The organism is Paenibacillus sp. BT-177, from assembly GCF_025846815.2.
Lineage (GTDB): Bacteria > Bacillota > Bacilli > Paenibacillales > Paenibacillaceae > Paenibacillus > Paenibacillus polymyxa_C.
This window is the reverse complement of record NZ_JAOYTP010000005.1, coordinates 16,755-34,827: the sequence shown is the minus strand read 5'-3', so window position 1 is coordinate 34,827 and position 18,073 is coordinate 16,755. Positions and strand designations below refer to the sequence as shown.

The 18,073-nt window shown below is 48.6% G+C and carries 15 protein-coding genes; all 15 read left to right on the top strand.

Features of this window, described 5'->3' with window-relative positions:
• Positions 1-4 precede the first annotated feature (4 nt).
• Positions 5-652 (top strand): precorrin-2 dehydrogenase/sirohydrochlorin ferrochelatase family protein, encoded by a 648-nt coding sequence (locus OIU26_RS16415; RefSeq protein ID WP_436449159.1) that lies wholly within the window; start codon positions 5-7, stop codon positions 650-652.
• A gap of 1 nt (position 653) precedes the next feature.
• Positions 654-1,580 (top strand): hydroxymethylbilane synthase, encoded by a 927-nt coding sequence (gene hemC, locus OIU26_RS16410; RefSeq protein ID WP_025678460.1) that lies wholly within the window; start codon positions 654-656, stop codon positions 1,578-1,580.
• A 4-nt stretch (positions 1,581-1,584) separates the two neighbouring features.
• A complete protein-coding gene (gene cobA, locus OIU26_RS16405) occupies positions 1,585-3,141 on the top strand; it encodes a uroporphyrinogen-III C-methyltransferase (RefSeq protein WP_264217420.1) in 1,557 nt (518 codons plus the stop codon).
• A 47-nt stretch (positions 3,142-3,188) separates the two neighbouring features.
• Positions 3,189-4,187: a porphobilinogen synthase gene (gene hemB / locus OIU26_RS16400; protein WP_013372683.1), complete on the top strand. Its 999-nt coding sequence runs from the start codon at positions 3,189-3,191 to the stop codon at positions 4,185-4,187.
• Positions 4,188-4,218: 31 nt separating this feature from the next.
• The gene (gene hemL / locus OIU26_RS16395) at positions 4,219-5,523 is read left to right on the top strand and encodes a glutamate-1-semialdehyde 2,1-aminomutase (protein WP_058712267.1); all 1,305 of its coding nucleotides are present in this window, start codon (positions 4,219-4,221) and stop codon (positions 5,521-5,523) included.
• Entirely contained in the window at positions 5,520-6,431 is a 912-nt protein-coding gene (locus OIU26_RS16390) for an RluA family pseudouridine synthase (protein ID WP_264217419.1), read from the top strand. The genes hemL and OIU26_RS16390 overlap by 4 nt, the downstream gene beginning before the upstream one ends.
• Positions 6,432-6,556: 125 nt before the next feature.
• A complete protein-coding gene (locus OIU26_RS16385) occupies positions 6,557-7,888 on the top strand; it encodes a LysM peptidoglycan-binding domain-containing protein (protein ID WP_436449158.1) in 1,332 nt (443 codons plus the stop codon).
• Between the two features lie 435 nt (positions 7,889-8,323).
• On the top strand, positions 8,324-10,990 hold the full coding sequence (locus OIU26_RS16380; protein WP_264217417.1) for a valine--tRNA ligase: 2,667 nt from the start codon (positions 8,324-8,326) through the stop codon (positions 10,988-10,990).
• A 36-nt stretch (positions 10,991-11,026) separates the two neighbouring features.
• Entirely contained in the window at positions 11,027-12,403 is a 1,377-nt protein-coding gene (locus OIU26_RS16375) for a bifunctional folylpolyglutamate synthase/dihydrofolate synthase (protein ID WP_264217416.1), read from the top strand.
• A gap of 6 nt (positions 12,404-12,409) precedes the next feature.
• The gene (gene murC / locus OIU26_RS16370; RefSeq protein WP_058712276.1) at positions 12,410-13,789 is read left to right on the top strand and encodes a UDP-N-acetylmuramate--L-alanine ligase; all 1,380 of its coding nucleotides are present in this window, start codon (positions 12,410-12,412) and stop codon (positions 13,787-13,789) included.
• A 166-nt stretch (positions 13,790-13,955) separates the two neighbouring features.
• On the top strand, positions 13,956-15,227 hold the full coding sequence (locus OIU26_RS16365; RefSeq protein WP_264217415.1) for an SPOR domain-containing protein: 1,272 nt from the start codon (positions 13,956-13,958) through the stop codon (positions 15,225-15,227).
• A gap of 121 nt (positions 15,228-15,348) precedes the next feature.
• Positions 15,349-15,591 (top strand): DUF4321 domain-containing protein, encoded by a 243-nt coding sequence (locus tag OIU26_RS16360; protein WP_013372674.1) that lies wholly within the window; start codon positions 15,349-15,351, stop codon positions 15,589-15,591.
• A 22-nt stretch (positions 15,592-15,613) separates the two neighbouring features.
• Positions 15,614-16,222, top strand: coding sequence for a Maf family protein (locus OIU26_RS16355; RefSeq protein WP_013372673.1), 609 nt, complete (start codon positions 15,614-15,616; stop codon positions 16,220-16,222).
• Between the two features lie 14 nt (positions 16,223-16,236).
• Complete coding sequence (radC, locus tag OIU26_RS16350; RefSeq protein ID WP_013372672.1) at positions 16,237-16,929, top strand: RadC family protein; 693 nt, start codon at positions 16,237-16,239, stop codon at positions 16,927-16,929.
• 106 nt (positions 16,930-17,035) lie between these two features.
• The gene (locus tag OIU26_RS16345) at positions 17,036-18,070 is read left to right on the top strand and encodes a rod shape-determining protein (RefSeq protein WP_013311600.1); all 1,035 of its coding nucleotides are present in this window, start codon (positions 17,036-17,038) and stop codon (positions 18,068-18,070) included.
• The last annotated feature ends 3 nt before the right edge of the window (positions 18,071-18,073 follow it).

The window sequence follows — 18,073 nt, the reverse complement described above, 5'->3', positions numbered from 1 at the left end:
CCACTTGCAGCATTTTGTCCCAATTTCGTTGAATTGTAACAATAAGCTCTGTTGTGTTGTAGGCGGCGGCAGGATTGCGGAACGAAAGGTTAAGGGGATGATGGAAAGTGGGGCGTCCATTACCATCATTAGCCCGAATATAACGCCGGATTTACAGGTCCTGGCCGATCACAAGCAGCTCCACTGGGTAAATCGCGTATATCGCGAGGGTGACCTCCAGGGAGCCTTTCTTGTATATGCCGCTACGAACCAGAGAGAAGTGAATAATAAGGTTGCGCATGAGGCCAGACAAAGGGGTATACTGGTAAATGTGGCGGATCGCTCGGAAGAGGGAGATTTTATAACGCCGGGTATCATCCGACGAGGGAGACTGACGATTAGTATTTCCACAGAAGGGGCAGGCCCCGCTGTGACCGCTGATATTAGATCAGCCTTGGATACGTTGTTCGGTAGCGAATATGAGCCTTATCTGGATTTCATGCACGATATGCGACAGATCATCAAACGCAAGATAAGTTCCCCACAGCAAAGGACCAAACTATTAAGACGCTTGGCGAGTAGCGGAATTTTGGAACAAATACGACGTCATGAATTTATGGCTTGGACCGAAAAAGAAATAGATTTATGGATTGCGCAAAATCAGGAGGAATAACATGCGAACAATTGTGGTAGGTAGCAGACAGAGCGCTCTGGCGTTAACTCAGACCGGGCATGTCATTGAGGATTTGAATGCGCTGTGCGCGGAGCATGGATTGGATTTGCAATTTGTCATCAAAAAAATCCTGACCAAGGGTGATCGGATATTGGATGTAACCTTGTCCAAAGTGGGTGGCAAAGGGCTTTTTGTCAAAGAGATTGAACAGGCCATGCTGGCTGGTGAAATTGATATGGCAGTACATAGTATGAAGGATATGCCGTCCGAATTGCCGGAGGGTCTTGTCAATGGCGCTGTACCGCGCCGTGAGGACCCACGCGATTGCCTAATCACATTGGGCGCCAAGAGTCTGGAGGATTTGCCTCCAGGAGCCAAGGTGGGCACAAGCAGCTTGCGCAGAGCCAGTCAAATCAAGTCCATGCGTCCTGATCTACAATTGGAGCCAGTACGTGGCAATATTGATTCCCGTCTGAAAAAGCTGGAGACGGAAGGTTTTGACGCCATCATTTTGGCAGCAGCAGGCTTGCACCGGATGGGCTGGAAAGACCGAATTACGTCCTATATACCAGAGGAGGCATGTTTGCCGGCAGTGGGACAGGGAGCGCTCGGTATTGAATGCCGTGCGAGCGATGAAGAGCTGTTGGCATTGCTGCGTCTCTACAACCACCAGGATACCTCGGCTACGGTTGAGGCAGAACGAACTTTTCTGGGTGTGTTAAATGGGGGATGCCAAGTGCCAATCGGCGCTCATGCAGTCTGGGCTGGTCAAGAAATCAGCCTCACAGGGATGGTAGGCTCGCCAGATGGCGAGGTTATTTTGAAGGAAACGCTCCAGGGAAATGATCCGCAGAAGCTGGGAGAAGCGGTGGCGGCCAGTTTGATAGCCAAAGGAGCGGAACAGATTCTGGCGCAGGTGAGGGGATAATGGAATGGTGGGAAAGGTATATTTAGTAGGTGCAGGACCCGGAGATGCAAGATTAATTACGGTTAAGGGTTGGGAGTGCATTCAACTGGGCGATGTCATTGTGTATGACAGACTGGCAAGCCCTCGCCTCTTAGGGCTGATGAAGCCAGGGGCCCAAAAAATATATGTCGGCAAGCTGCCAGATCGTCACACCATGAAGCAAGAGGAAATTAATCAGCTGCTGGTGGATTTAGCCTTGGAAGGAAAGACAGTCGTCCGGCTCAAAGGGGGAGATCCCACTATTTTTGGCCGAGTTGGCGAGGAAGCCGGGCTGCTGCGTAAACACGGCATTTCCTATGAAATCATACCTGGTATCACATCAGCTATCAGCGTGCCTGCCTATGCAGGCATTCCCGTTACACATCGGGATATGGCTTCGTCGCTGTCTATTATTACAGGTCATGAAAGCCCGGATAAACTCGATAAAAGTATTCATTGGGATAAAGTAACGAACGCAACGGGGACACTGATCTTTATGATGGGTGTAGCGAAGATCGGCTATATCAGTGATCAGCTGATAAAGCACGGTAAGCCGTCCGATACTCCAGTTGCATTGATCCGTTGGGGGACCCGCGCCGAGCAAGATACGCTAGTGGGCACGCTGGCGGATATTGAAGCCAAGGTGAAGGCAGCGAATTTCCAACCGCCCGCCGTCATCGTTGTCGGAGAAGTGGTCAATCAGCGTGAACAGTTAAAATGGGCAGAGGATATGCCTTTGTTCGGGAAGCGAATTTTAGTTACTCGCGCACGCGCGCAGGCCAGCAGTCTGGTTCACCGGATTGAGGAGCTTGGCGGCGAACCTTATGAGTTCCCAGTTATCCAGACCGTCGTCCCTTCGGACGAGCAGGCAAAACAGAACATTAAAGAGGCGTTTGCGCGGCTTCCTGAATATGACTGGGTGTTCTTTACCAGCGTTAACGGAGTGGAATACTTTTTCACTCACTTAAAGGAACAGGGCAAGGATGTACGTGCTCTATACAAAGCCCGTATTGCCGCTGTCGGACCAGCTACAGCAGACGCGCTTCGAACGCACGGAATTGTAGCAGAACAGATCGAAGGTCCTTTTCAGGCAGAGGGTTTGCTTGAAGCGTTTGAGCAAGATTTGCAAGCAGGGCAAAACGTATTTCTTCCAAGAGGTGATCTCGCTCGCTCCTGGCTGCCAGATCAGCTGAGGGAGATGGGACTTCGTGTGACCGAGGCTGATTTGTATCAAACAGTACTGGCGGCCAACACACAGGATGATGAACTGCTCAAGCTGCTGGAGGAGCGTGCCATTCATGCGATTACTTTTACCAGTTCCTCAACCGTAACCTTTTTCCTGGAAGCCCTCAGACAAATGGGGATCAGTGATCCAGTCTCGCTGCTGGAGGGAGTTACGATCGCTGTGATCGGTCCCTTGACTGGTGAGACAGCAACCCAAGCTGGCTTTACTGTCAGTTTGATGTCAGAGAAGGCGACCATTGAAAGTCTAATTCAATCGCTATGTGACTGGAAACAATCAAGTACGGTTATGACATTATAAATTTTAATTTTTACAAATGAACGTATAAAAAATGGAGGTTTGTAATTATGAGTGTCCCTTTTACCAGACATCGCCGTTTGCGCCAGTCGGCTGCCATTCGCAGCATGGTGCGTGAAACGGTATTGAACCCGGCTGATTTTATCCAACCGATTTACGTAACATTTGGTACTGGAGTGAAACAGGAGATTAGCTCCATGCCAGGCGTATACCGTTTTTCTTTGGATCGGCTGGAAGAAGAGCTGAAAGAAATTAGTGAGCTTGGCATTCCTGCTGTGCTCCTGTTTGGCATACCAGAAACCAAAGACAGTGTAGGGACTTCAGCTTTTGTGGACAACGGTATTGTTCAGGAAGCTACTCGTTTGATCAAGTCACGTTATCCCGAACTGCTGGTCGTGGCAGACACTTGCTTGTGTGAGTTTACGGACCATGGACACTGCGGTATGGTACACATGCATGAGCATGATGGTGAGGTATGCGGTGAAGTATTGAATGATGAATCTCTGGAGGTGCTGGTACGTACAGCCGTTTCTCAGGCGAGAGCCGGTGCAGATATTATCGCTCCTTCTAATATGATGGACGGTTTTGTACAGGCGATTCGGCAAGGACTAGATCTGGAAGGTTTTTCACATATTCCGATTATGTCGTATTCCGTTAAATATGCGTCTGCCTTTTATGGTCCTTTTCGGGAAGCTGCTGATTCTGCGCCGCAGTTCGGTGACCGCAAATCCTATCAGATGGACCCTGCCAATGCACGTGAGGCGTTGCGGGAAGCGGAGTCTGACGTGATGGAGGGTGCGGACATGCTGATGGTGAAGCCTTCTCTTTCTTATCTGGATGTAATGCGCACCATTAAGGACCAATTTGATTTGCCTATGGTGGCTTACAACGTCAGTGGCGAATATGCAATGGTCAAAGCGGCAGCCCTCCAAGGCTGGATTGATGAAAAAGCGATGGTGCTGGAGATTCTGACAAGCATGAAGCGTGCCGGTGCGGATATGATTATTACCTATTCTGCAAAGGATGCGGCAAGATGGTTGAAGCAATAAGTGTATTTTTCAGAAGACAGGAGTGATTAGAATGATCGACGAACAACGAACAGTACGCAAGGATACGCGTTCCAAAGCAGCTTTTGATGAGGCAAAACAGTATATTCCGGGTGGCGTGAACAGTCCGGTTCGAGCTTTTAAATCCGTAGGTATAACGCCGGTATATATCGATCGTGGAGAAGGATCGCGTGTATATGATATCGACGGTCAATCCTATCTAGACTATGTATGTTCATGGGGACCGCTTATTATGGGCCATGCGCATCCCGAAGTGGTTAAAGCTTTACAGGCTGCTGTTGTAAAAGGAACCAGCTTCGGAGCCCCAACGTTGGCGGAAACGGAAATGGCGAAACTCGTATGTGAGCGTGTTCCTTCTATGGACATTGTTCGCATGGTCAACTCGGGAACCGAGGCGACGATGAGTGCGATACGACTCGCGCGTGGATTTACAAAACGTAGCAAAATTCTTAAATTTGAAGGCTCTTATCACGGTCATGCGGACAGCTTGCTGATTAAAGCGGGCTCTGGTGTTGCGACCTTAGGTCTACCTGATAGTCCGGGTGTACCTGAAGTCGTGGCCACACATACAATCACCGTCCCTTATAATGATTTGGCATCGGTGAAGCTGGCTTTTGAGAAATTTGGTGAAGAGATTGCTGCTATTATTGTCGAGCCGGTAGCTGGCAATATGGGTGTTGTACCGCCACAGCCTGGATTTTTGGAAGGTTTGCGTGAGGTAACCCAGCAGCACGGAAGTCTACTTATTTTTGATGAAGTGATGACTGGATTCCGGGTGGGACTTCATTCCGCTCAAGGGCGCTTTGGTGTGACGCCGGATCTTACGTGTCTAGGCAAAGTGATTGGTGGTGGCTTACCTGTAGGTGCATATGGCGGTCGTCGCGACATTCTAGAGCAAATCGCGCCATCTGGCCCCATCTATCAAGCGGGTACGCTTAGCGGAAATCCGCTGGCTATGGCAGCAGGTTATTCGACGCTTAAATTGCTGACACCAGAAGTATATGATCGCCTGGAAGAGCGGGCAGCACGACTTCAGGCCGGATTCGAACGTAACGCGCGAGAGCTGGGGATTCCTGTCACGATCAACCGTGTAGGTTCTATGGTGTGTCCGTTCTTCACAGACGAGAAGGTTGTCAATTTTGACACTGCTAAAACGAGTAATCAGGACCACTTCCGCCGTTACTTTACTGAAATGGTGAATGAGGGCGTTAGTGTAGCTCCATCTCAATTTGAGGGCATGTTCGTATCAGGTGTGCATACAGTTGAGGATATTGATGCTACCATTGAAGCGAACTATCGCGCGCTCAAACGTCTATGAGTTGGAAAGGCACCTGGAAAAGAAGAGGACCGTGGCTGGAAGTCACACCGGGGCGAGAAATTGCAACTGATGAAAATCGCGCTGAAGCTGTGGACCGCTGGTTGTTGAACCGTCTGGGATTACCAGACAAGCTGTGGCGCAGGCTACGGCATGAAAAAGGGATTGAACTTACAGGGGACCGGCTGCGGCTGGCCCTTTTTCCTGTAGTGGACCTCGGCGTCATCCCACGTTGGTATGATTTGAAGATACTATACGAGGATGATTTTTGCTTGGTCGTACACAAACCAGCGGGTATGGCGGTCCATCCAGACGGTGGTGTAAAGGATGGTCCGCTGACGTTGGATCATGCTGTCGCATCCTATTATGAAATTAACGATATTCATACAGCAGTACGGCATGTACATCGTCTGGATGTGGACACGACAGGCCCGGTGCTATATGCCAAAAATGAATTTGCGTTGCTCAAGCTGGACGAACAAATGCGAGCTAAGGACATCGGTCGTCGTTATGTAGCTTTGGTACGAGGGAAAGTACCTCCATCGCTGCGGACGTTGGATTGGCCGATTGGCAAGGATAGGCATCATAAACAGCGCCGCCGTGTATCCCCAACCGGGCAGAAGGCGGTTACCCATGTGGAAGTTGGTGAAGTATGGGGGAGTGGTCCGAGTGCGGTCAGTCTCGTGTATCTGACGCTGGAGACAGGTCGGACGCACCAGATTCGCGTACATCTTAGTCATACTGGCTATCCTTTGCTTGGGGACGTATTATACGGCGGTCGTGCTGTTGATTTTGGTAGGCAGGCCCTTCACGGAGAGCGCCTTACCTTCTGTCATCCGCTGAGCGGCGAAACGATAACCGTGGAGGATGCTTGGCCGGATGATTTTCAAAAGCTGCACAAACAGCTATAAAAGATGGCATGCCTTCTATTTTGGCGCATATACTTGAACCTAGAAACGGTTTGCAATATGGAGTTTCCGTGCGCCTGACACGAGTCAGAGGATGTGCGGAGGCTGCCCAAAGGAGGATGCCATCCTTGAATAAACAACAGAATGATCAGCCGCAAGGCTTGCGTTTTGATATTTATGAACGCATTCATTTGACGGAGGAAGCTGCCGGGATTGCCGAGTTGGAGGAAATTGAGCTTCTGCCACGCATTCAGGTTGTAACCCACGGCGACCATGCCGCTTTGCGAGGGCATTTGCTGCTGGAGGGCGTGTACCGCACACCTGAACAGATCACGAGCGAGCTTCATCATTTGATCCCTGTGGAAATTACCATTCCGCTAAATCGGGTAGGAAAATTGGAAGATATCTCCGTGGAGATTGAAAATTTTGATGTGGACCTGCTCTCTTTACGCAGTCTAAACATTACAGGGGTTCTTTCTTTGCATGGGGTGGAAAGCTCTCATGCAGAGGAGACAGCGGTTTGGCTGGATGAGGAGTTTACTGTAGTGCATGCGCCTGAGCATCCAGCTTCATCTCTTTCTGGCGATGGAGAGCATCGTCACGAAGAGGCCTATTCTACCCAAGACTCGGCATTCAACAACTATACAGACTCGGAAACTTCATACACAGTAGCAGCGCAACAGGAGTCAGCTTACTGGGAACAGTCGTCAGAGGATCAACTTGAACAGAAGTCATCATTGGAGCAGCAGACTTATGACCCGATAGTAGATCCGAATCGATATTATGAGCCATGGACGGGAAAAGCAATTGAAGACAGTTCTTCCGAAGTGAAGCATGAGCAGGAGTCACCGGAAGTGTGGGGAATTCAGCAAGAGGCAGCAGGGACGGTAGGAGATGAGCCTAAAGTATCTTCTACATCTCCCAATGTAGCATACGACTCTTTGCTGTCGGAGCCGCATTCTGACACAGAGTCGGAGATTTATTTGGAGCCGCAGTTGGAAGCAAGTCAGGGGAATGACTTTGACTTCAGGCCTGAGGCGTCAGAACAGGTAAACCATGAAGTTCATGATACCTTTACTGAGGAAAAGCCAGAGATGCGCGTGGCTTTTAACAGTAAAAAGGATGAAGGAGCAGACGAGCCGGACCCGGTTGTCTACTCATCATTGCTTCAATCCAGCCGTTCGGTAAAAGAAGCGGAACACCAGCAGCAACTGGAACATGAACCGCAAGGTCAGGATCAGAAAGTCGACGAAGAGCGTGAGGATGCCAAGTGGAAAAATCTTTTTTTCCATACACAGGATGAAACGCCTTTCCGCAAGGTAAGGTTATGCATTGTACAGCGCGAGGATACACTGGAAACGATAGCAGACCGTTATCAACTCAGCACACGGGAGCTTCAATTGTATAACAGATTGGCAGAGCATCATGTAGAAGAAGGGCAAGTATTGTACATCCCTTGATTCGGTTGCTGAAACATGCGACGAAGTGCTGACTATAGTCAATGAGAAATGGGTGTTGACTATAGTCAATGGGAAATGTATGATGTGGTATAGTTATTGAAAGACTGAGATCGGGAAGAGTAGGCAGCAAGCCCTTCAGAGAGTGGAATTGCAGCGCTGTGAGGTTCCGCAGGAAGCTACTGGCCGAAGTCACCCGGGAGTCGCCTGTTTGAACGGTTCCTCATTTCATTCCTTCGGAAGGTAAGAGGTTCACGGTAGAATAAGGCCGGTCCGCAACCGTTATCTGCATAAAGTGTCACACCATGTGTAATGGATCAGTGGATACATACACTAGGGGTGAAACAAAGGTGGTACCGCGAGAGAACAGCCTTTCGTCCTTTGAGGATGAAGGGCTTTTTTTATTTGCCAATTGAAAAATCATGGAGGTATCCTGATATGTCAGAACAAGACAACAAGACAACCTTGGAAATGCCAACAACGTATGATCCCAAATCAGCAGAACAAAAATGGTACAAAACGTGGATGGAGAAGGGCTATTTCCGCGCCGGGCAACATCCAGAGGCAGAGCCTTTTACAATCGTTATTCCACCACCCAATGTTACGGGTATGTTGCATATTGGACATGCTCTTGACTTTACTTTGCAGGATATTATTATCCGCGCCAAGCGGATGCAGGGTTATGATGCCTTGTGGCTGCCAGGGGCAGACCATGCAGGTATTGCTACTCAAACAAAAGTAGAGCAGAAGCTGCGTGAAGAAGGCCTGACTCGCTATGATTTGGGCCGTGAGAAGTTTTTGGAAAAAGTGTGGGAGTGGAAGGATCTTTATCTGGACAATATCCACAACCAATGGGAAAAAATGGGCTTTTCTCTCGATTATTCCCGTGAACGTTTTACATTGGATGAGGGACTGTCCAAAGCGGTACGCGAAGTATTCGTTAAACTGTACAAAAAGGGCCTGATTTATCGCGGTAAACGCATCATTAACTGGGACCCTGCTGCACGTACTGCGTTGTCGGATATTGAGGTGGAATACAAAGAGGTGAATGGAAATCTATATCACCTGCAATACCCACTGAAAGACGGTAGCGGATTTATTACTGTAGCCACCACACGTCCTGAAACGATGCTGGGCGATACGGCTGTAGCTGTACATCCGGAAGATGAACGCTACAAGCAAATGATCGGCAAAACGCTTGTGCTTCCAATCATCGGGCGTGAAATTCCGGTCATTGCGGATGACTATGTGGATAAAGATTTCGGTAGCGGCGCTGTTAAAATCACACCGGCTCACGATCCGAATGACTTTGAAATGGGACAACGTCACCAGTTGCCACAAATTACGGTGATGGACGAGACGGGAACCATGAATGCTGAAGCAGGCAAATATCAGGGACTGGATCGCAGCGATTGCCGTAAGCAAATCGTCGCTGATTTGAGAGAGCAGGGTGTACTAATTCGTATTGAAGAGCATGTACACCAAGTAGGCCATAGTGAGCGTTCAGGTGTAGTTGTAGAACCTTATCTGTCCACGCAATGGTTCGTGGAAATGAAGCCTCTGGCAGCTAAGGCGATTGAAGCACAGAAGGCTGGCAACGGTGTAAACTTTGTGCCGGATCGCTTTGAGCGTACTTATCTGCATTGGATTGAAAATGTGCGAGATTGGTGTATTTCCCGTCAATTATGGTGGGGACACCGTATTCCGGCTTGGTATGATGAAGAAACCGGAGAAGTGATTGTATCGGCGGAGGACCCTACCACTTTGCCTGAATATGCTGGTAGAAAGCTCAAACAGGATGAGGATGTACTCGATACTTGGTTCAGCTCTGCTTTGTGGCCGTTTTCGACCCTGGGTTGGCCTGAGCAGACAGAGGATCTCAAACGCTATTATCCGACTAATGTTCTAGTTACAGGCTACGACATTATTTATTTCTGGGTATCGCGTATGATTTTTACCGCGCTGGAATTTACGGAAGAGATTCCGTTCAAGGACGTACTTATGCACGGTCTGGTTCGTGACGCGGACGGAAGAAAAATGTCCAAATCCCTGGGCAATGGTGTTGATCCGCTCGACGTGATCGAACAATATGGTACCGATGCTATGCGTTATATGATCTCCACCAGCAGCACGCCTGGACAAGACCTTCGTTTCCGCTGGGAACGTGTGGAGCAGGCGCGTAACTTTGCTAATAAAATCTGGAATGCATCACGTTTTGCGCTGATGAATCTGGAAGGCGTCACTGCGGCAGATATAGACATTACCGGTGACTTGAGCACCGTTGATCGTTGGATTCTGCACCGTCTAAACGAAACTTCACGCGACATCACGCGTCTAATAGATGCTTATGAATTTGGCGAGACAGGCCGCCTTCTGTACAACTTTATTTGGGATGATTTGTGCGACTGGTACATTGAGTTTGCGAAGCTTTCCCTATATGGCGATAATGCAGAGGCGAAAAAGAAAACACAATCCGTCCTTGCCTATGTTTTGGATCGGACACTGCGCATGATTCATCCGTTCATGCCTTTTATCTCCGAGGAAATATGGCAGCATCTTCCGCATGAGGGAGAAACGATCACACTGGCTGCTTGGCCTGCTTACGATCCTGCTTTCGAGGATAAGGATGCGGTCGCTGAAATGAATTTGCTGATCGACGTGATTCGTGCTGTGCGCAATATCCGCGCTGAAGTCAACGTGCCGATGAGTAAAAAAATTGAATTGCTCATAAAACCTGGCGATCAAGCCGTTCTTGATATCATTAACCGCAATGGGGAGTATGTACGTCGATTCTGTAATACGTCTGAATTCGACGCGGGATTAGAGTTCACCGCTCCAGATAAAGCCATGACATCTATTGTTAGCGGCGCAGAGCTATACCTGCCGTTAGCCGGACTGCTAGATATTGCCCAGGAAATTAGCAGACTCGAAAAAGAACTTCAGCATTTGAACAGTGAAGTGGAGCGCGTGGAGAAAAAGCTCTCCAACCAAGGCTTCGTGGCAAAGGCACCAGCCAAAGTCATCGAGGAAGAGAAGGCCAAGCAAGCCGATTACTCAGATAAGCGCGCTAAAGTTATCGCACGTATTGAAGAACTCAAGGGATAATTTCACTCACAATAAAATGACCTGAAGGTGAAGAGGATGTCAGATACGATCAGGGGCGGCGACATAGCCCCTTTACAAAGTTATGATGAAGCAGTGGAATGGATTAACGGGTTGATTCCGTTTGGCATTAGACCCGGACTGGAACGAATCGAACAGCTGATGAGTAGACTGGGTGATCCCCAACGACATCTGAAATTTGTTCATATTGCGGGAACCAACGGTAAGGGCTCGACTTGTGCCTTTCTAACCTCTGTGCTTCTGAAATGTGGATACGATGTTGGGACCTTTACTTCTCCGTACATCACCCGATTTACGAACCGTTTTCAATTCAATGGGACCGATATTCCAGATGAAACGCTGGTTTCACTCGCCAATCGCTTGTATCCGTTGGTGAAAGAAATCGCAGATAGTGAGTTGGGATCACCTACGATGTTTGAGGTGTCCACAGCGTTGGCTATTTTGTACTATGCTACGGTAGCTTTTCCAGATGTTGTGGTATGGGAGACAGGTCTCGGGGGAAGGATGGATGTAACTAATATCGTGAGTCCTATCGTCTCGGTCATTACGAATGTCGGCTATGACCATACGGACATTTTGGGAGATACACTGGAACAGATTGCAAGAGAAAAGGCTGGGATCATCAAGCCGGGTGTACCTGTCGTCAGTTGTGTTTCCCAGCCCGAGGCTATTCAGGTCATACGTGAAACGGCGACCAAGCAAGGAGCTACCTTGTACCTGGCAGGAGAACAATTTACGTATGAACGGTTAAATGGGAATGAAACAGGTCAGACCTTTTCATTCGCTGGACCCTTCCGGCATATGGAAATCGACATCACGTTGTTAGGCGAGCATCAATGTTCTAATGCGGCAGGAGCTATGATGGCACTTGAAGTCCTACGTCAGTATATGGCTTTTGTGTTGGATGATGCGGATCTGCTGGAGGGCTTTAGGCAAGCTGCCTGGGCAGGGCGTCTCGAACAAGTCAGTACCTCGCCGAGAATTGTCCTTGATGGGGCTCATAATCCAGAAGGGGCTCAGACGCTGGCCAAGAGTCTCCCACAAGTGTATTCGTACAAAAAATTGGTTTTAATGATGGGAATGCTGTCAAACAAGCATCATGAGGCATACTTGCAGCATATACTGCCACTAGTGGATACGCTTATCCTGACCGAGCCCGATTTTCGCCGCAAAATGAATGCCGCTGATTTGGCTCATCTCGTGGAGAAGCTGCGGCCGTCTTATGCCAAAACGGATTTAAAAATTATTGTAGAAGGTGACTGGAAAAAGGCTTTAAGCCTGTTTCAGTCACATACGGAAGCGGAAGATCTGGGGGTGGTGTCCGGCACGCTGTATCTTATTGCGGATGTACGGGCTACCCTTATGTATCAAACCGATTCGGAAAAAGGTTGGTGAAATTTGTTGATTACTTCGGAACATGTTCATTTTATCGGTATCGGCGGCTACGGGATGAGCGCGATTGCTCGGGTCATGCTGGAGATGGGATATACCGTGACTGGCTCAGATGTGGCATCACAGGAGCTGACAGAAAAACTGGCGGCAAAAGGCGCAAAAATATATATTGGACACACGCCTGAACATATTGCAGGCGCAGATATTGTTGTCTATTCAACAGCATTGTCACGTGACAATGTAGAGCGGGTGGCAGCGGAAGAATTGAATATTCCAACACTGCACCGTTCGCAGATGCTGGCTCGCTTGCTTAACGAACGTAAGGGAATAGCGGTTGCGGGTGCGCACGGGAAAACGACAACCTCTTCCATGATCGCTCTGGTTATGGAGAGATGTAACGTTGATCCAACGTATATTATTGGCGGCGAAATCACGAATTTGGGAACGAACGCCAAAGCGGGTAAAAGCGAGTTTGTCGTTGCCGAGGCGGATGAGAGCGACGGTTCTTTCCTGCAATATCATCCTTGGCAGGGTATCGTAACTAATATTGAAGCGGATCATTTGGAAAATTACGATGGCGATTTTAATCGGCTGAAAAGTGCTTACGTACAGTTTTTGAGTCAAATTCGGCCGGATGGAGCAGCTATTGTATGCGCAGATGATCAGAACATCCGAGAGATGTTGCCTCAGCTCCAAACTCGGGTCATTACTTATGGGGTAGAGCATGAAGCGGATTACATGGCGACAGATATCCAACTAGGTGACCGCCGATTAAGCTTTACGATGAGTCGTAAGGGAACAGCACTCGGAACGATTGAATTGTCTGTACCGGGTAAACATAACATGTATAATGCGATGGCTACCGTGATTTCATGTTTGGAAGCAGGAATTCCATTTGATCAAATTGCTGCAACTATTGTGGAATTTCACGGAGCAAAACGTCGTTTTCAAGTGCTAGGTGAAGGCAATGACATTTTGATTATTGATGACTATGCGCATCACCCAACAGAGATTGAGGCTACGATCAGTGCAGCGAGAGCGACTGGGAAGCGTATTATTGCCGTGTTCCAGCCACAACGCTACAGCCGTACCTTTTTCCTGTTGGATGCGTTCAGCCGTGCGTTTAGCGAGGCTAATGAAGTGATCATTACCGATATTTATTCACCAGCGGGAGAAAAACAGATTGAAGGTGTGCATTCTTCCAAACTGGTGGATTTAATCGTCCAAAACAGCAATGCGAATGCAGTCTATTTACCGACCAAAGAAGCCGTGATCGAAGAGTTGAAAGATCGGTTACAGCCGGGCGATCTTGTGCTGACAATGGGAGCAGGGGATATCTGGAAAGCTGGCGACGCATTAGCACGCCATCTTCGCGGGCAACAAGTGTAATTACGTATAAACATGGGCTGTTACGCCAATGAATTATAGCTTTGAAGGGTATTCCGAACACGAAAGTGTTTCGGGATACCTTTTTTTGTAATGCCGTGGCATATTTCCTCAGCTTGACTCATACAACAGACTATGAGGAAGTATGGGACAAGGAGGGAGTGCATCCATGAACAAGGCCAAGATGACATTCCGGTTCGCTCAACAGTTGCCGGAAACAAGCCGGGAGGATAAGCTACAGGTGCTTCCGAACAAAAATGAGTCGTTTACGAACGGACAGCGTGACATGATTAGAGATACGGAGTTACACCACGATGATGAGCTTTATCAAACTGATAACCAGCGTAAAGGAATGGAACGGACTAGTAGTATGGAGAAACATACTCGAACTACACAACATTCAGAGCTCGGCAAACCTGTGGAGACGAATAAACGCACTGCAACTCGGCGCTTTACTCCAACATTGAGGGTACAAGAGGGATGGGACGACCCTTTTGGTCGTTCGGCAGCTTCCTGGTCAGATGCGGACGTTCTACCGGAAAGTCCAGAAGAGGATGATGTTGAGGAGGCCTATTATTCCGGTCAAGAGTATAGAAAGCGTCCACCTCACCCTTCCAGATGGAGATTAATCGGTTCTGTAGCCAGTGCGTTGGTGACTGGGGGCATGTTCGGATATATTATGTTGTTACTGTTTAACGGAGGTAGTATGGTCCCGGGATCTGATTCTTTGGATAATGAGGCTGTACCCGTTTTCAAAGAATCTGTTGATGTCGATACAACGTCTGCAAAAGAGAATTCTGCCCCTGTCGCCGTCGTAGCGACTCAAGTGTCTCCACAAACCTATTACTTGCTGCAATACGGGGTTTTCAGCACTCCAGAGAGGGCTTTACAGGCAAAGGAAGAACTGTTGAAGGCAGGCATTGCAGCAGGAGGGGATAGCGAGGATCAAAACCGAGTATATGCAGGAATATCGTCGGATAGGGAGCAAGCCAAGTTGCTTAGTAATCAATTGAAGACACAAGGAGTGGAATTGTATGTCCGCGAGCTCGAATTACCCGGATTCGAAAAAGCGGCTTACGGAGGTAATGGTGATAAACTCACTACCTTTTTTCAGTTAAGCAACTCATTAGTGGGCAAGCTGAGCGGACTTTCCTCAACTTTGCTCAGAGAAGAAGGCCCAAGTACGGTGCCAGCCTCCGACATGAGCGAGCTGAACGACCTGCATCAGCAGTGGACACAAAATATCGCTGCACTTCCCACTGGTCTTCCGAAGGAAGCGGCTGCCACCGCAACTTCGCTTGAAAAGGCGATGAACAGCGCAGTCTCTGCACTTGGAGAATATAACAAGAACACAGCCAAGGAACACATTTGGGAGATTCAGTCCTCCATGATGGAATATGTTTTGCGTGAGAAGGAATTTATCCAATTCATAAAACAGTAGACTAACCATACTTTCCGGCAAGGAACTGGAAATAGTTCCCCATGCCGGATTTCTGTTTGTATTGCAGTACAAATCACCGTATAATAATGAAGGTGTCAAAAAATGGCGAGGGAAGATCAGGATGAAAAAAAATGTAGGAATGCTTATACTGTTTTTGTTGCTCGGTTGGCTTTTGGGTGCCTGGATTGCTAAGGCCCTTCAATCGGTCAAAGTCCTTTCCTTTCTGACCCACCCCACTACGATATCTTGGTCGCCGAGAGCGGATCTGGATATTATCAGCTACAACATAACGATAAATTTTGAATTGAGCCTGCTTAGTCTGATCGGCATCATCGCCGCATTCTGGCTGTATCGCAGGCTCTAACTGATGAAAAGGAGCTTCCCTTATGGACGGGAAAATTACGCCCCGCATTATTCTGGCATCGACTTCACCAAGAAGGAAGGAATTACTCGCATATTTGAGACTCCCCTTTGAGGTGGTGCCGAGTCATGCGGATGAAAGCACGCCTGAGAGCTGGACGCCTCAGCAAATCGTGGAGACCCTTGCGGCCCGCAAAGCCGAAGCGGTCGTGCGCACTGCCGCACAGTCCGAGGAAGCTGGATTGGTGATTGGCAGTGATACGATTGTCGTGCTGGAGGATTCGGTATTGGGCAAGCCTGCTGACCATGCGGACGCGGTTCGTATGTTGACTGCATTGCAGGGAAGAACACACCGTGTGTACACTGGGGTAGCCTGCATACATACCGGAACCGGCAAGATGCTTGTTAGACATCGCCAAACGGAGGTCACAATGAAGCCTCTGAACCAAGAGCAAATTGTGGCATACGTAAATACTGGAGAACCGTCTGACAAAGCAGGATCGTATGGCATTCAAGGCATGGGTGCTACGTTGGTGGAATCTATTCAGGGTTGTTATTTTAACGTCGTAGGATTGCCGCTTTCTTTGCTGTCGGACATGCTGTCCGATTTTGGAGTGAATGTGCTGCGTCCATAAAAGGGGATAAACATATGCTGGAGTCGCCAATACTGATGCTTCGCGACCTCCCCCATGAAGAACGACCAAGAGAGCGCATGATGACATATGGGGCGGATGCCTTGAGCAACGCGGAGTTGCTAGCAATACTACTGCGTACAGGAACACAAAGTGAATCATCTCTGCATTTAGCGCAGCGTATTTTGCAGCAAGCAGGGAATTTGCGTCAACTGGTGGATATGAGTCTGAGCGAGTTGACCCAGATTAAGGGCATTGGAAATGCTAAAGCGATACAGCTAAAAGCGGGGATCGAACTCGGGCGTCGATTAGCATTGTCACGCCACTTGGAGACCCCGGTGATTAGTTGTCCACGGGATGTGGCAGATCTGCTGTTTGAACAGCTTCGCTATTTGCAGAAAGAGCATTTTGTTTGCCTGTTTTTAAATACCAAAAACCATGTCATTGCTCAGGAAACGCTATCTATGGGCAGCCTGAATTCCGCCATCGTGCATCCTCGTGAAGTATTTCGGGCTGCAATCAAGTGCAGCAGTGCTTCGATTATTTGCGCTCATAACCATCCGAGCGGTGATCCGAAGCCAAGCCCGGAAGATGTCCAGTTGACTCGCCGCCTGATGGAAGCGGGCAACATCGTGGGCATCGACGTGCTTGATCATATTGTGATCGGGGACGGGACCTTTGTAAGTTTGAAGGAACAAGGTCTGATATAATATAATATTTAAATCAAACATTTAAACATGACCGGATAAACCGGCCTGAATAAACCGTTTATACAGGGATAACAGATTTCAGGGAAGAGAAAAGGAGATTAACATCATGCTGGGTGGCTTTACAAAAGATTTGGGAATTGACTTGGGGACGGCAAACACGCTTGTATACGTAAGAGGTAAGGGAATCGTGGTTCGTGAACCATCTGTAGTTGCTTTGCGTACAGATACAAAAACCATTGAGGCTGTTGGGGAATCTGCGAAAAAAATGATCGGTCGCACACCGGGAAATATCCGTGCAATTCGTCCAATGAAGGATGGAGTCATTGCTGATTTTGATACGACTGCAACGATGATCAAATATTTCATCCGTCAGGCGCAAGCACAACGTTCATTGTTTCCGCGCCATCCGAACGTGATGGTTTGCGTGCCTTCGGGCATTACTGCAGTGGAACAGCGTGCTGTTGAAGATGCGACCAAGCAAGCAGGCGCAAGAGAGGCGTACACGATTGAAGAGCCGTTTGCAGCGGCAATTGGCGCTGATCTGCCGGTATGGGAGCCTACAGGCAGTATGGTTGTCGATATCGGTGGAGGTACAACCGAAGTTGCGGTCATTTCCTTGGGAGGGATCGTAACAAGTCGTTCTGTACGTGTAGCTGGCGATGAAATGGACGAGTCCATCATTCAATACGTGAAACGTCAATACAACCTGATGATTGGTGAACGGACTTCTGAGCAGCTGAAAATGGAAGTTGGTTCAGCTATGCCATTAGAGCAAGTGGAAACATCGGAAATCCGCGGACGCGATCTGGTAACAGGCTTGCCGAAGACAATTACGATTACCTCCGATGAAATTAGCGAAGCATTATCTGATACCGTTAATGCGATCGTGGATGCAGTTAAAGTAACATTGGAAAAATGCCCTCCCGAGCTGGCGGCGGACATCATGGATAGAGGAATTGTACTGACTGGTGGTGGAGCACTACTGCGCAACCTGGATAAGCTGTTGGCAGGTGAGACCGGAATGCCGGTGATCGTAGCGGAAAATCCTCTGGATTGTGTGGCAATCGGTACGGGTAGAGCACTGGAAAATATCCATTTGTTCAAATCGCGCAGCAGTTCTGCCGTCCGTTCCAAACGTTGAATC